General features: G+C 71.6%; 13 protein-coding genes. 8 read left to right on the forward strand and 5 right to left on the reverse strand.

Going from position 1 to position 13,697, the window contains the following annotated elements; all coding sequences use genetic code 11:
- The first annotated feature begins 251 nt into the window (after nt 1-251).
- From ABZO31_RS27065 to ABZO31_RS27080, 4 genes are read left to right on the forward strand one after another with little or no spacing between them, the layout of a single operon-like run.
- The gene (locus ABZO31_RS27065) at nt 252-1,094 is read left to right on the forward strand and encodes a nitrilase-related carbon-nitrogen hydrolase (protein ID WP_406863899.1); all 843 of its coding nucleotides are present in this window, start codon (nt 252-254) and stop codon (nt 1,092-1,094) included.
- Nucleotides 1,091-2,386 carry an aspartate aminotransferase family protein gene (locus ABZO31_RS27070; RefSeq protein WP_406863900.1) on the forward strand — a complete coding sequence of 432 codons (1,296 nt, stop codon included), beginning with the start codon at nt 1,091-1,093 and terminating at the stop codon, nt 2,384-2,386. Before ABZO31_RS27065 ends, ABZO31_RS27070 begins: the two co-directional genes overlap by 4 nt.
- Before the next feature lie 3 nt (nt 2,387-2,389).
- On the forward strand, nt 2,390-3,787 hold the full coding sequence (gene hydA / locus ABZO31_RS27075) for a dihydropyrimidinase (protein ID WP_406863901.1): 1,398 nt from the start codon (nt 2,390-2,392) through the stop codon (nt 3,785-3,787).
- 48 nt (nt 3,788-3,835) lie between these two features.
- A complete protein-coding gene (locus ABZO31_RS27080) occupies nt 3,836-4,849 on the forward strand; it encodes a TIGR03842 family LLM class F420-dependent oxidoreductase (protein ID WP_406863902.1) in 1,014 nt (337 codons plus the stop codon).
- A 24-nt stretch (nt 4,850-4,873) separates the two neighbouring features.
- Here ABZO31_RS27080 and ABZO31_RS27085 read toward each other — a convergent pair whose 3' ends face one another.
- Both ABZO31_RS27085 and ABZO31_RS27090 read right to left on the reverse strand, forming a co-directional pair.
- Complete coding sequence (locus tag ABZO31_RS27085) at nt 4,874-6,283, reverse strand: flotillin family protein (RefSeq protein WP_406863903.1); 1,410 nt, start codon at nt 6,281-6,283, stop codon at nt 4,874-4,876.
- A gap of 60 nt (nt 6,284-6,343) precedes the next feature.
- The gene (locus tag ABZO31_RS27090; RefSeq protein WP_406863904.1) at nt 6,344-6,850 is read right to left on the reverse strand and encodes a hypothetical protein; all 507 of its coding nucleotides are present in this window, start codon (nt 6,848-6,850) and stop codon (nt 6,344-6,346) included.
- Nucleotides 6,851-7,026: 176 nt separating this feature from the next.
- Here ABZO31_RS27090 and ABZO31_RS27095 point away from each other — a divergent pair, with 176 nt between their 5' ends.
- The 3 genes from ABZO31_RS27095 to ABZO31_RS27105 all read left to right on the forward strand — a co-directional run bounded on the left by ABZO31_RS27095 (nt 7,027) and on the right by ABZO31_RS27105 (nt 9,629).
- Nucleotides 7,027-8,079 carry a PucR family transcriptional regulator gene (locus ABZO31_RS27095; RefSeq protein WP_406863905.1) on the forward strand — a complete coding sequence of 351 codons (1,053 nt, stop codon included), beginning with the start codon at nt 7,027-7,029 and terminating at the stop codon, nt 8,077-8,079.
- A gap of 560 nt (nt 8,080-8,639) precedes the next feature.
- Nucleotides 8,640-8,975 (forward strand): hypothetical protein, encoded by a 336-nt coding sequence (locus tag ABZO31_RS27100; RefSeq protein WP_406863906.1) that lies wholly within the window; start codon nt 8,640-8,642, stop codon nt 8,973-8,975.
- Between the two features lie 147 nt (nt 8,976-9,122).
- Complete coding sequence (locus ABZO31_RS27105; RefSeq protein ID WP_406863907.1) at nt 9,123-9,629, forward strand: hypothetical protein; 507 nt, start codon at nt 9,123-9,125, stop codon at nt 9,627-9,629.
- Here the strand turns inward: ABZO31_RS27105 and ABZO31_RS27110 are convergent.
- From ABZO31_RS27110 to ABZO31_RS27120, 3 genes are all read right to left on the reverse strand, one after another.
- The gene (locus ABZO31_RS27110; RefSeq protein ID WP_406863908.1) at nt 9,607-10,107 is read right to left on the reverse strand and encodes a GyrI-like domain-containing protein; all 501 of its coding nucleotides are present in this window, start codon (nt 10,105-10,107) and stop codon (nt 9,607-9,609) included. The genes ABZO31_RS27105 and ABZO31_RS27110 overlap by 23 nt on opposite strands.
- A gap of 75 nt (nt 10,108-10,182) precedes the next feature.
- A complete protein-coding gene (locus ABZO31_RS27115) occupies nt 10,183-11,172 on the reverse strand; it encodes an Acg family FMN-binding oxidoreductase (protein ID WP_406863909.1) in 990 nt (329 codons plus the stop codon).
- A 189-nt stretch (nt 11,173-11,361) separates the two neighbouring features.
- Nucleotides 11,362-11,838, reverse strand: a complete 477-nt coding sequence (locus ABZO31_RS27120; protein ID WP_406863910.1) for a pyridoxamine 5'-phosphate oxidase family protein — start codon at nt 11,836-11,838, stop codon at nt 11,362-11,364.
- Between the two features lie 237 nt (nt 11,839-12,075).
- Here ABZO31_RS27120 and ABZO31_RS27125 point away from each other — a divergent pair, with 237 nt between their 5' ends.
- Nucleotides 12,076-13,584 carry an NCS1 family nucleobase:cation symporter-1 gene (locus tag ABZO31_RS27125; protein ID WP_406863911.1) on the forward strand — a complete coding sequence of 503 codons (1,509 nt, stop codon included), beginning with the start codon at nt 12,076-12,078 and terminating at the stop codon, nt 13,582-13,584.
- Nucleotides 13,585-13,697 lie beyond the last annotated feature (113 nt).

Genomic DNA, 13,697 nt, shown 5'->3' on the forward strand with positions numbered 1-13,697 from the left:
ACGGCCTGAGGCTCCGACGGCCTGAAGCCCCGGCGATCCGAGCTCCCGGCGCATTCGAACACCCTGCCTGTGCCGGTGTCAGGACGTGTCGGTACGTGTCGGACGTGGACCACTCGGGTATGAAACATGATCGACTCCGCCGGTTCACGGCGGTGGTCTTGCTCCGGGGTGTGACGGGGCTTACGTTCTCCATCTACGCACCGCGTCTACGTGCGTAGAGGCTCTCTGACGCCGTGCCGAAGGAGCAGCTCATGTCCCACGTCGTACGCGCCGCGCTCGTCCAGGCGACCTGGACCGGCGACACCGAATCCATGATCGCCAAGCACGAGGAACACGCCCGTGAGGCCGCCCGGCAGGGCGCGAAGGTGATCGGATTCCAGGAGGTGTTCAACGCCCCCTACTTCTGCCAGGTCCAGGATCCCGAGCACTACAAGTGGGCCGAGCCCGTCCCCGGCGGCCCGACCGTGACCCGGATGCAGGCGCTCGCCCGTGAGACCGGGATGGTGATCGTCGTCCCCGTCTTCGAGATCGAGGATGCCGGTTTCTACTACAACACCGCCGCCGTGATCGACGCCGACGGCACCTACCTCGGCAAGTACCGCAAGCACCACATCCCGCAGGTCAAGGGCTTCTGGGAGAAGTACTACTTCCGTCCGGGCAACGCCGGCTGGCCGGTCTTCGACACCGCCGTCGGCAAGGTCGGGGTGTACATCTGCTACGACCGGCACTTCCCCGAGGGCTGGCGACAACTCGGCCTCGGCGGCGCCCAGTTGGTCTACAACCCGTCCGCCACCTCGCGCGGCCTGTCCGCGTACCTGTGGCAGCTGGAGCAGCCCGCCGCCGCCGTCGCCAACGAGTACTTCGTCGCCGCGATCAACCGCGTCGGCCAGGAGGAGTACGGCGACAACGACTTCTACGGCACCTCGTACTTCGTCGACCCGCGCGGACAGATGGTCGGCGAGACCGCCTCCGACAAGGCGGAGGAACTCCTCGTCCGCGACCTGGACTTCGACCTCATCGAAGAGGTCCGGCAGCAGTGGGCGTTCTACCGCGACCGCCGCCCCGACGCCTACGACGGGCTGGTGCAGCCGTGAGCAGTCTGTACGAGCGGCACCGCGCCGTCGCCCCCGACTGGCTCGCGCTCTACTACCGCGACCCCATCGAGCTCACCCACGGCGAGGGCCGGTACGTCTGGGACGCCGACGGCAACCGGTACCTGGACTTCTTCGGCGGCATCCTCACCACCATGACCGCCCACGCCCTGCCCGAGGTCACCAAGGCCGTCGCCGAGCAGGCCGGACGCCTCATCCACTCGTCCACGCTCTACCTGAACCGCCCCATGGTGGAGCTCGCCGAGCGGATCGCCGCCCTGTCCGGCGTCCCCGACGCCCGGGTCTTCTTCACCACCTCCGGCACCGAGGCCAACGACACCGCCCTGCTCCTGGCCACCGCGTACCGCGGCTCGAACCAGATCCTGGCGATGCGCAACAGCTACCACGGGCGTTCCTTCTCCACCGTCGGCATCACCGGCAACCGCGCCTGGTCCCCCACCGGCCTCTCCCCGCTGCAGACCCTGTACGTGCACGGCGGCGTCCGCACCCGCGGGCCCTACGCCCAGTACACCGACGAGCGGTTCGTCGACGCCTGCGTCGCCGACCTCGAGGACCTGCTGGGCCACACCCGCGACGTGGCCGCGCTGATCGCCGAGCCGATCCAGGGCGTCGGCGGCTTCACCTCCCCGCCCGACGGGCTGTACGCGGCCTTCCGCCGGGTCCTCGAACGGCACGGCATCCTGTGGATCTCCGACGAGGTGCAGACCGGCTGGGGCCGCACCGGCGACCACTTCTGGGGCTGGCAGGCCCACGGCCAGGCCGGACCGCCCGACATGCTCACCTTCGCCAAGGGCATCGGCAACGGCATGGCCATCGGCGGCGTCGTCGCCCGCGCCGAGATCATGAACTGTCTCGACGCCAACTCCATCTCCACCTTCGGCGGTTCACCGATCACCATTGCCGCCGGCCTCGCCAATCTCACCCACCTCCAGGACAACGACCTCCAGGGCAACGCCCGCCGCGTCGGCGCCCTGCTCATGGAGCGGCTGCGCTCCGCCGTGATGGGCGTCGAGTTCGTCCGCGAGGTCCGCGGCCGCGGCCTGATGATCGGTCTCGAACTGGTCCGCCCCGGCACCGACCAGCCCGACCCGGACGTCGCCTCCGCCGTCCTGGAGGCCGCCCGCGAGCGCGGACTGCTCCTCGGCAAGGGCGGCGGCCACCACACCACCGCGCTGCGCATCGCCCCGCCGCTCTCGCTCACCGCCGCCGAGGCCGAGGAGGGCGCGCGCATCCTCGAAGAGGCGCTGCGCTCCGTCCAGAACGAGGGGGCCTGACCCATGACCACGACTCGTACGCTGATCCGCGGCGGCCTGGTCGTCACCGCCGCGGACGAGGTGCACGCCGACGTCCTGATCGAGCACGGCCGGGTGGTCGCCCTGGCGGCGCCGGGAAGCCAGCCGTGGACGGCGGACCGGGTGATCGACGCGTCGCAGAAGTACGTGATCCCTGGCGGGGTCGACGCGCACACGCACATGGAGCTGCCGTTCGGCGGCACGTTCGCGTCGGACACCTTCGAGACGGGGACGCGGGCGGCGGCGTGGGGCGGGACGACCACGATCGTCGACTTCGCGGTGCAGTCGAAGGGCGAGCCGCTGCAGGCCGGCCTGTCCGCGTGGCACGAGAAGGCGGACGGGAAGTGCGCGATCGACTACGCGTTCCACATGATCATGTCGGACGTCAACGAGTCGACGCTCAAGGAGATGCCGAAGCTCATCGAGCACGGCGTGACCTCGTTCAAGCTGTTCATGGCGTACCCGGGGGTCTTCTACTCGGACGACGGGCAGATCCTGCGGGCGATGCAGAAGGCCGGTGACACCGGCGGGCTGATCATGATGCACGCGGAGAACGGCATCGCGATCGACGTCCTGGTGGAGCAGGCCCTGGCCCGGGGCGAGACCGACCCGCGCTACCACGGAGAGGTCCGCAAGGCGCTGTTGGAGGCGGAGGCGACCCACCGGGCGATCCAGCTCGCGCGCGTCGCCGGGTCCCCGCTGTACGTGGTGCACGTGTCGGCGGAGGAGGCGGTCGCGGAGCTGGCGGCGGCGCGCGACAAGGGCCTGCCGGTCTTCGGCGAGACCTGCCCGCAGTACCTCTTCCTGTCCACGGACAACCTCGCGGAGCCGGACTTCGGGGGCGCCAAGTACGTGTGCTCGACGCCGCTGCGGCCGAAGGAGCACCAGGCGGCGCTCTGGCGCGGACTGCGGACGAACGACCTCCAGGTGGTCTCCACGGACCACTGCCCGTTCTGCTTCGTCGGCCAGAAGGAGCTGGGCCGGGGCGACTTCTCGAAGATCCCGAACGGTCTGCCGGGCGTCGAGAACCGGATGGACCTGCTGCACCAGGCGGTCGTGGACGGGCACATCTCGCGCCGCCGCTGGATCGAGATCGCCTGCGCGACCCCGGCGCGGATGTTCGGCATGTACCCGCAGAAGGGCACCATCGCGCCCGGCTCGGACGCGGACATCGTCGTCTACGACCCGCACGCGACGCAGACCCTGTCGGCCGAGACGCACCACATGAACGTCGACTACTCGGCGTACGAGGGGAAGACGGTCACCGGCCAGGTCGAGACCGTCCTCTCCCGCGGGGAGGTCGTGATCGACCAGGGCAAGTACGTGGGCCACGCCGGCCACGGCACGTTCGTGCCCCGTTCCCTCTGCCAGTACCTGGGCTGAACCACCCCCGAGAGCTCACCGCACCGACTTGAACTTGGAGGTCCCGTCGTGGACTTCGGACTCGTCCTGCAGACCGACCCGCCCGCCTCGCAGGTCGTCGGGCTCATGCGCCGGGCGGAGCGCAACGGTTTCCGTTACGGCTGGACCTTCGACTCCGCCGTGCTCTGGCAGGAGCCCTTCGTCATCTACAGCCGCATCCTGGAGCACACCACGAAGCTCCACGTCGGCCCGATGGTCACCAACCCCGGCACCCGCACCTGGGAGGTCACCGCCTCCACCTTCGCCACCCTGAACGAGATGTACGGCAACCGCACCGTCTGCGGCATCGGCCGCGGCGACTCCGCGATGCGCGTCGCCGGCCGCAAGCCGAACACCCTGGCCCGGCTCGGCGAGGCCATCGGCGTCATCCGCGACCTGGCGGAGGGCCGCGAGGCGGAGGTGGACGGCAACCCGATCCGGCTGCCGTGGGTGCAGAACGGCAAACTGCCCGTCTGGATGGCCGCGTACGGGCCGAAGGCCCTCGCCCTGGCCGGCCAGAAGGCCGACGGCTTCATCCTCCAGCTCGCCGACCCGTTCCTGACGGAGTGGATGGTCAAGGCCGTCCGCCAGGCGGCCGTCGACGCCGGCCGCGACCCCGACGCCCTCACCATCTGCGTCGCCGCCCCCGCGTACGTGACCGAGGACGCCTCGCCCGAGGCCCTGGCCCACGCCCGGGACCAGTGCCGCTGGTTCGGCGGCATGGTCGGCAACCATGTCGCCGACCTGGTGGCCAAGTACGGCGAGCACTCGGCGATGGTCCCGGACGAGCTGACGGCGTACATCAAGGACCGGCACGGCTACGATTACAGCCACCACGGCCGCGCCGGGAACCCCGACACCGAGTTCGTCCCCGACGAGATCGTCGACCGCTTCTGTCTCCTCGGCCCCGCCGAGGCCCACATCGAGAAGCTGCGCCACCTGCGGGAGCTGGGCGTCGACCAGTTCGCCGTCTACGACATGCACGACGCGAAGGAGGCCACGATCGACGCCTACGGATCCGACATCATCCCGGTCCTCGGCTGATCGCGCCCTCCTCCCGGCCGTGCCCTAGTCGGTGATCTCGACCGGTGTCGCGGCTTCCGGCGCCGGCTGCTTCCGGGTGATGCCCTGGAGGAGTGTGGCGAGGTCGACGCCCGTGGCGGAGGAGAGCAGCTCCATGCCCTGGGTGACGTTGTCGGTGACGGTACGGGTCAGCCGGCTCGCTCCGTCGGTGGAGATGACGGTCATCCTGTCGACGGCGGCGAGCGGTTCGGCGGCCTTGCCGACGACCTGCGGCAGGACCTCGACGAGCATCTGCAGGACCGCGGCGTCGCCGTACTGGGCGAAGGCGTCGGCCTTCTTCCGCATCGCCTCGGCCTCGGCGGAGCCCTTCGCGGCGATGGCGGCTGCCTGGGCCTCGCCCTCGATGCGTACGGCCTCGGCGAGCGCCGCGCGGTGGGCCTTCTCGCCCTCACCGGTGAGCCTGGCGCGCTCGGCGTCGGCCTCGGCCTCCTTGACCAGGCCGACGCGGCGGGCCTCGGCCTCCTGCTCGGCCTGGTAGCGGGCGGCGTCGGCGGGCTTGCGGACCTGGGTGTCGAGCTGGCGGTCGGTCAGGGCGGCCTGGCGGGCGGCGACCTTCTCCTGCTCGGTGAGGATGTCCTGTTGACGCGCGGCCTCGGCGAGCGGGCCGGCGGCGTTGGCCTGGGCGGTGGCCTCGTCGGTCTGGGCCTTGATCTCGGCCTGCTTCAGGTAGAGGGTCCGCTGCGCGACGGCGATCTCCTCCTCCGCCTTGAGCCTGGCCTGCTCGGCGGCGCGCCGGGCGACGGCCTCGGCGATGTCGGCCTCCTGCCTGGCGCGGGCGGCCTCCGGCCGGCCCAGGTCCTCCAGGTAGGAGCCCTCGGTGGTGATGTCCTGGATCTGGAAGGCGTCCAGGACCAGGCCCTGACCGGACAGGCTCGCCTCCGCCTCCTCGGCGACCTGGCCGGCGAACGCGGCCCGGTCGCGGATGATGTCCTCCACCGACATCCGGCCCACGATCGAGCGCAGGGCGCCGGAGAGCACTTCCTGCGTGAAGCCGACGATGCCGTTCTGCTGCATCAGGAACCGCTGGGCCGCGGCCCGGATGGAGTCCTCGGTGCCGCCGACCTTGACGATCGCGACGCCCTCCAGGTTGGCCTTGACGCCGCGCAGGGTGACCGCGCCCCGGACCGCGACGGGGATGTGGCGGCTGGAGAGGTCGAGGGTGAACTTCTGCTGCACGAACGGGACGACGAACACACCGCCGCCGACCACGACCTTCTGGCCGCTGTTGTCGGTGTAGACGCGGCCGGTGGCCGGGTCGGTGGACTTCTTGCCGCGCCGTCCGGTGATGATGAACGCCTCGCTGGGCCCCGCGACCTTGTAGCGCGTGATGACGACGAGTCCGAGCAGGACGACGAGCACGACGATGCCGAGGACGGACAGGAGCACAGGGCTCATGACGGAACCCCTTTCGGTCAGGAAGGAAATCTGAGAAGAGCGGAGGGTGCCGGGGGCGCGTCAGCGCTCGAGCGGGCGGACGGCGACCGACGTGGGCGAGAGCACGGACTCGACCCAGACCTCGGTGCCGCGCGGGACGGCGGCCTCGGACCTCGCGGCGAACTTGACCGGCTGATCCGCGAGATACAGCAGCACCTCGCCGTAGCCGTCCGCCGGAATGGCCGTCACCACCGAGCCCGACGTCCCGGTCAGGTCCTCGCCCCGCGGTGCGGGCGCGCTCCCCCCGCGCAGCAGCGCCCGGCTGAACCTCCAGGTCAGCCAGGACACCACGACCCCCGCGGCCACGCCCGCACCGGTGGCGACCCCCGCCCCCGTACCGGTCGTCCCGAGCACGATCGCCCCCGTGAACCCGAGGGCCGACACGAACCCGGCGATCACCGGCAACGACAGAAACCCGTCCAGCCCTCCGCCGATCCCGTCGAGGACCCCCTCCAGCACCCCGTCGAACACGAGGGACAGGACCAGAAGCACGAGACCCGCGATGCCGAGACCGAGAAGCCATCCCATGTGCGTCACCCGTTTCGTGCACCGTTTCCGCCGCCAAGGGGAGGGTTCCACGGACTGGTACACCTGTTCACTGCCGGACTCCGGCAATCTTTACGCGTTCTTGATGCCGTGATCGTATGGACGCCGGATGTCCGGCCGCCCGCGGCCTGACGACGCGGGACCTTGAGGGCGGGGAGATGAGGGGCGGATTCGTGGAGGAGTACGAGCAGCTGTTCGCGGACGTCGCGGCGAGCGGGCGGCGGCTGAACCGGGACGAGCTGGAGCTGCGCCGCGAGGCCGGGGAGCGGGCGGCGCGGGAGGGGCTCGCCCTGCGCGCCCTGATCGGCCATCATCTGGCCGCGGTCCGGGCCGCCTGGCCCGAGCGGCCCCTGTCCCGGCGGACGACCCTCGATCTGCTCGGCGTCGTCGAGCAGTCCGTCGACGCCTTCTCCGGAGGATTCGAGCGGGCACAGCGGCTGGCGGTCCGTCAGGTGGAGGCGGACCGGCGGGAGTTCATCGACGACCTGCTGTACGGTCGCAGCGACATCGGGCGCATCGCCGAGCGCGCCGAACGCTTCGGTCTGCAGCTCTCGCAGGCGCACGCGGTCGCGGTCGCCCGCGGCCCGCGGCTGTACAGCGAGGCCGATGCCGTGCCGCAGCAGCTGGAGCGGGCGCTGATCGGGAGGTTCGGCGACCGTCACATCCTGCTCACCACCAAGGGCGGCCGGATCGTGTGCGTCGCCCCGGGGGACCAGGAGGACGTGCTGACGTACTTCGCCAAGCAGGCGTTCGCCGCCACGGCGGGCGGTCAGGTGGCGATCGGCCGCCCCCAGCCCGGCCCCCGCGGGGTGGTCCTCTCCTACGAGGAGGCCCTCAGCGCGCTCGAACTCGCCGACCGGCTCGACCTCGACGGGCCCGTCCTGCGCTCCGCCGACCTGCTCGTCTACCCGGTCCTGGCCCGGGACCGGCAGGCCATGGAGGACCTCGTGCGCAGCGTCCTCGGCCCGCTCCGGTCGGCGCGCGGTGGCGTCGAACCGCTGCTGGAGACCCTGACCGTGTTCTTCGAAGCCGGCTGCGTCACCACTCAGGCCGCCCGGCAGCTCAACCTGTCCGTACGGGCCGTCACGTACCGTCTCGAGCGCATCCACCGGCTCACCGGCGCCGACCCCGCCGACGCCGCGGACCGCTACACCCTCCAGACCGCCGTCATCGGCGCCCGGCTCCTCGGCTGGCCCGCCAAGTCCTTCTGAACGTACCGGTCTTGAGGGAGTCCCGGACGCGGGAAGGGCGGCGGCTCCGGCGGCAAGAAATGGGTGTCGGCCCCGATGCGGACAGAAGGGGCGAAAGGGGATCGTGAGGCAAGGAGTACGGCCATGGCACGAACGGAGCCCGCGCCGATGGCCACCCCGCCCCCGCGTCCCTCGCGTCCCTCGAGTCCCCTTGTGTCCGCACCCGACGGGCCGAGTCCGCCGTGAGCGTCACCGCGTGGCTCGCCGTGGCGGTGTTCACGACCGAAGGAGCTGGAGGCGATGGGTGAGCCCGAAGAGGAGAGGGACCCCGAACCCGCTGCCCGGGAGTCCGGACGTCCCCCGCCGCCACGGAAGCCCCGGCGCCTCCGGGCCTGGCCGGCCCTGGTCGTCGCCGTGTCCGCCGTCGTCACCGGCTTCCTGCTGCCGAACGGCCTGCTGCTGGCTGCGGGCCTCGTCGCGGCCGCACTTGCGGTGAGCCACTTCGACCCCTCCCACGCCGCGGATCACGACGCAGACCCTGAAAGATGGGTGCCTCGGTGGAGGACGACGAGAGGCAGCGCATGACATACCTGGGCCCCCTTCTCTTCATGTCCCTCGGACTGCTGTACATGATCAATCCGTGGGGGCTCGGCGACGCCGTCTTCCGGCAGCTGAACGCGTACCCGAAGATCGACTGGTCCGCCGAGGGGGCGCGACGGCAGGCGTTCGCCCTGGGGCGGACAGGCTTCGCCCTCGGTGCCGGTGCGCTGGTCTGGATCCTCCTCCTGGAGTTCGGGGTGAGCCACCTCGTCCTGGTGGCCTTCCTGGCGGTCGCCGCTCCGTCCGCGCTCGGGCTCGTCCTCTTCACGATCATCGACACCAACCGGCGCGCGGCGTCGGAACGCCGCCGACCGTAGAAACCTCCACCGAACGCGCGGCTCGGATCCTCGATAACGGATAGTGGATAGCGCTATTATCCATGTTGTCGGGTGGCGCGTGCGGCACGCACGTCGCTGCGTTCCTCTGTGCCGCCCGCCCGTCGACGACCGAAAGGATCTGCTGCCATGTTCGGCACTCTCATGCTGATAGCCGTTCCCTCACTGGCGTTCCGACTGCTCGGCGCGATCGGGATCGGACGGTTCGCGACCTGGCGGGTGTCCGTCCTGCACGGCCTCGCGGTCATGCTGGTGTTCACGGCGAGCGCCCACTTCGTGCCCTCCGCCCTCGGCCCCATGCCCGGCCACCACGACCTGGTCGCGATGGTGCCGCCGTTCGTCCCCTTCCCCCGTGCCGCCGTCTACGCGACGGGTGTCCTCGAACTCCTCGGCGCCGCCGGGCTCGTGTGGACGAAGTACCGGCCGGCGGCCGGGATCGGGCTCGCCGTGCTGTTCTTCCTGATGCTCCCCGCCAACATCCACGCCGCCGTCGCCGAGATCCCCTTCAACGGCGAGCCCGCGACGCCGCTGTGGTTCCGGATCCCCGAGCAGGTGCTCTTCATCGGCGTCGCGCTCTGGGCCTGCCTCCCGGCCCGCGCCGCGGCGCGGACCGTCAGCCCGTCACCGGCCAGTTGAGCTCGGTCCGCAGGTCGCGCGGGTCCATGTCGGGGGAGGGCTCCGTCACGTAGACCTCCCACCGGTCCTCGCCGGCCGTCATCCCCCGCGCCACGATCCAGGAGCGCAGCCGCTCCCAGGAGGAGCCGAGGCCGTCGAACGACCCGGAGTGCGTCAGCCGCGCGACCCGGCCACCCGGCAGCGCACCGGCCACCACCTCCGCCTCCGGCCGGACCGCGCCGTCCGTGACGAAGCCGACCTCCAGGTCCACGGTCTCGCCGACGGGCCCGTGGTAGAGGCCGAAGGCGGGGCTCAGCAGAGGGATCCGCTGCGCCCCGACGGTCTTCGCGAGAGCGGTGAAGGAGGTGTCGAAGAAGTCCCGCAGACCGGCCATCGGGACGATGCCCCGGACGACCGCCGTCGTCACGGGCTCCAGCGTCACCAGCTCCGGCTCCGGGGCACCGGCTCCACCGTCGGATTCATGCGTGTGCGTGTTCATGCTGCTCCCGTCCACGTTCCACGGCTGTCGCCGCTCAGGACGTGTAGACAGGGCGCGGACGCAGGACTCATCGGTTCACTCGAACGAGAGCACCTCGGACACCGGGCGGCGGGGCGTGGCCTGCCCCCGCGGCCCGTACCCCAGGCGGAACACCATGTGCACATGCCCCGTGGGGGAGCCGGGGTCCCTCGCCTGGGAGCGGAGCTCGGGCCACTCCAGCGGCTGGGACATCAGCGAGGTGGAGAGGCCGTCGAGGGTGGCCTGGAGCAGCACCCGCTGCATCGCCTGACCCGCCCGCAGCCAGTCCGCCGGGGCGTCCTCCGCCGTGCCGAGCAGCGCCAGCTGGGGCCGCTCCTCGAAGCGCGCCGCGCCGCGGCCGGCGTCGCGGCGGGGCGTGTCGAAGTCCCGGATCGGCGAGGTCACGTCGTACTGCCGCGGACCGAGGGCGTACGCGGGGATCCCCTCCGTCTGCGGGCCCTCGCCCTCCGCTCCGGTACGGATCCAGGCGGCGATCTCCGCGCGGACGGCCTCGTCCGCGGCCTCGAGCAGCTCGGAGTCGTGAACCAGCTCCATCACGGTGTCTGCGTGCCATTCGCCCGGTACGACCAGCCGGCAGCCCTCCAGGAGCGCCGCGGCCGCGAGCGCGTCGAGGAGCTCGGACGGGATCCGCTCCGCGGTGAACGGGAAGCGGCTGGTGTGCCGTTCCCGCAGCGCGGGCCAGAGCACGGCCAGCTCCTCGTCCTGCGTCTCGGCGTCGACGAGCCGCACGTCGGCGAGGCGCCAGGGGTCGTCGGGATCGGGCAGCAGCCGGGTCTCCGCGTGCAGGCCGTGGTGCGCGGCGGCGACCCGGAGACTGAACAGCGCCGCGCCGCAGCCGAGGTGCAGGGCGCGGTGGTCGGGATCCTCGCGGGGCATTTCGCGCCCGGGATCGCCGTACAGCTCGACGGTGTCCGTGCCCGTCCGGTGGACGAATCTCCACGGTTGGGCGTTGTGCATCGACGGGGCGGTGACGGCGTCGGCGACCAGCGCGGTCACGAGCGGTCGGGTCGGAGCGGTGGTGGACATCGTTCGTCCTGTCTGTGGGCGCACAGGTGGCCTCACCGGTCGGTGGACCGTCGGGGCGCGCCGTCCGCCGGGGCTCCCGCTGCCGGTGGTCCGGGCGGGGGACCGCCCCTCTTCCCCCACTGTCCCCCGACCCACCGCCGACTGCCAGGGCCGTTCGGCCCGTACGGACGGCCCTGCCGCCCGGGGGCGTCAGTCGCCTGGGGCGGGTCGGTCGTCCGGGTCGGGCCGGTCGGCGATCAGCCGGACGCCGGTGACCAGGTCGGGGTGGATCCGGACCACGTGGTCAGTCTGCCGGTCGGACCAGGGCCGCAGCAGCGCCCGGTAGCGCGCGGCCTCCTCGCGATCGGTGACCGGGCTGCAGTAGCCGGTGACGACGACGCTCCAGCCGAGGCGCGCCTCGGGATCGATCTCGTCGGCCTCGTACGCGACGACGACGCCCGCCGTGCCCGCCTGCAGGGTGAGCGCCGCGACCTCGTGGGTGCGGACGACGACGTCGCCGCCGTCCACGAGGTGATGGACGGGACGGACGGCGGGCAGCGCCTGGCGCGTGAACACGATGCGGCCGAGCGGCACGCCGGCGAGCAGCCGCAGAGCCTCGTCGGCGTCCAGTGCGACGGTGCGCCGCCTCGGCTCCGAGGCGGATGCGGAGGCTGCTTCCTGATGCACGGCGTCTTCCTGGGCTGTCGGCGGACGGGGACACGGGCCCGAGCTTCAGTACAGGCCACGTGGACAGCACGGGAAAGGGCCGTTCGGCCCCTGCCGACGGGTCGGCCGGGGCCGCAACCGCCTGCCGGTAGGCGAGGCCCATGGTGCGGAGCGTGCTACGCGCGTACATTCGTCGGACCCCCGCGCATCGCACGGCCCGTACGCCTCGTTCCGCTCCCGAACGAAGGGTTCCGCCGCATGACCGCGACCACTGACTCCGACAGAACCGGCACGACCGACGGGCGGGTCGAACTCGCGCCCGGTGCGGTCCCCGCCGACGGCCGTTTCGTCAACGACGACCTGCTCCCCGTCCCCGTCGCCCGGCGCCGCTGGACCACCTACAACTTCGCGGCCCTCTGGGTGGGGATGGCGCACAACATCCCCTCCTGGCTGCTCGCCTCCGGCCTCGTCGCGCTCGGCATGGACTGGAAACAGGCCGTGTTCACCATCGCGCTGGCCAACGTGATCGTGCTGCTGCCGATGCTGCTGACCGGGCACGCCGGACCGAAGTACGGCATCCCCTTCCCGGTCCTCGCCCGCGCCTCGTTCGGGCTGCGCGGCGCGAACCTGCCCGCGCTGATCCGGGCCGGCGTGGCCTGCGCCTGGTTCGGCATCCAGACCTGGATCGGCGGCCAGGGCATCTTCGTGCTGCTCGGCAAGATCTTCGGCGGCTGGGCGGAGGCGGGTGAGATCGCCGGCCAGCCGTGGACGCTGTGGCTCTGCTTCGTGCTGTTCTGGGCGCTCGAACTCGCCATCATCTACCGGGGGATGGAGGCACTGCGCCGTTTCGAGAACTGGGCCGCTCCGTTCGTCATCCTCGGCGCGCTGGTGCTGCTCGTCTGGATCGCGGTCAAGGCCGGCGGCTTCGGCCCGCTGCTGGACCAGCCGTCGCGGCTGGGCTGGGGCGCCGAGTTCTGGCCGGTGTTCTTCCCGTCCCTCATGGGCATGATCGCGTTCTGGTCGACGCTGTCGCTCAACATCCCCGACTTCACCCGCTTCGGCGCCGGCCAGCGCTCCCAAGTCCTCGGCCAGAGCCTCGGGTTGCCCACCACGATGACGCTGTTCGCGCTGCTCTCGGTGTTCGTCACCTCCGGCTCGCAGGCGGTGTACGGCGCGCCCGTCTGGGACCCGGTGGCGCTGGCCGCGAAGACCGACAACGTCTTCGGGCTGCTGTTCGCGCTGGTGACCGTGCTCGTCGCGACGATCTCGGTGAACATCGCGGCCAACGTGGTCTCGCCCGCGTACGACCTCGCCAATCTCGCCCCGCGGCTGATCAACTTCCGTACGGGCGCGCTGATCACGGGCATGGTGGGCGTGCTGATCATGCCGTGGAAGCTGACCGAGACGCCCGAGCTGTACATCTTCACCTGGCTGGGCCTGGTCGGCGGGCTGCTCGGCACGGTCGCCGGCATCCTCATCGCGGACTACTGGCTGGTGCGGCGCACCGTCCTCGACCTCCCCGACCTGTACCGGCCGGGCGGCCGCTACTGGTACGCGGGCGGCTGGAACCCGGCCGCCGTCCTCGCCTTCGTGGTCGGCGGCGTCCTCGCCGTCGGCGGCTCCCACTCGGCGCCCGGCAAGGGCCCGTTCCCCGCGGACGGACTGGTGCCGTTCCTGAAGCCGCTCGCCGACTACGGCTGGGCCGTCGGCCTCACCACCTCGCTGCTCCTCTATACGGCACTCATGACGGGCCGCCGACGCGGCTGACCCGGCCTCACCTCAGGGCCCCGTTCCCGCCGGCTGGTCAAAACCGCCTCGCGGACCGTGCGGGCTGACGCCGAGCCTGCGCGGGCCTGGTCCAACCGCGTCAGGGCCTCGGT

This window comes from Streptomyces solicamelliae (assembly GCF_045348655.1).
GTDB classification, from domain to species: domain Bacteria; phylum Actinomycetota; class Actinomycetes; order Streptomycetales; family Streptomycetaceae; genus Streptomyces; species Streptomyces solicamelliae.

Coding starts and splice junctions, on each gene's coding strand:
- ABZO31_RS27115 (WP_406863909.1), bottom strand. CDS start 11,172: ATGTCCACCACCGCTCCGACCCGACCGCTCGTGACCGCGCTGGTCGCC.
- ABZO31_RS27125 (WP_406863911.1), top strand. CDS start 12,076: ATGACCGCGACCACTGACTCCGACAGAACCGGCACGACCGACGGGCGG.
- hydA (WP_406863901.1), top strand. CDS start 2,390: ATGACCACGACTCGTACGCTGATCCGCGGCGGCCTGGTCGTCACCGCC.
- ABZO31_RS27095 (WP_406863905.1), top strand. CDS start 7,027: ATGAGGGGCGGATTCGTGGAGGAGTACGAGCAGCTGTTCGCGGACGTC.
- ABZO31_RS27065 (WP_406863899.1), top strand. CDS start 252: ATGTCCCACGTCGTACGCGCCGCGCTCGTCCAGGCGACCTGGACCGGC.
- ABZO31_RS27090 (WP_406863904.1), bottom strand. CDS start 6,850: ATGGGATGGCTTCTCGGTCTCGGCATCGCGGGTCTCGTGCTTCTGGTC.
- ABZO31_RS27105 (WP_406863907.1), top strand. CDS start 9,123: ATGTTCGGCACTCTCATGCTGATAGCCGTTCCCTCACTGGCGTTCCGA.
- ABZO31_RS27110 (WP_406863908.1), bottom strand. CDS start 10,107: ATGAACACGCACACGCATGAATCCGACGGTGGAGCCGGTGCCCCGGAG.
- ABZO31_RS27085 (WP_406863903.1), bottom strand. CDS start 6,283: ATGAGCCCTGTGCTCCTGTCCGTCCTCGGCATCGTCGTGCTCGTCGTC.
- ABZO31_RS27100 (WP_406863906.1), top strand. CDS start 8,640: ATGACATACCTGGGCCCCCTTCTCTTCATGTCCCTCGGACTGCTGTAC.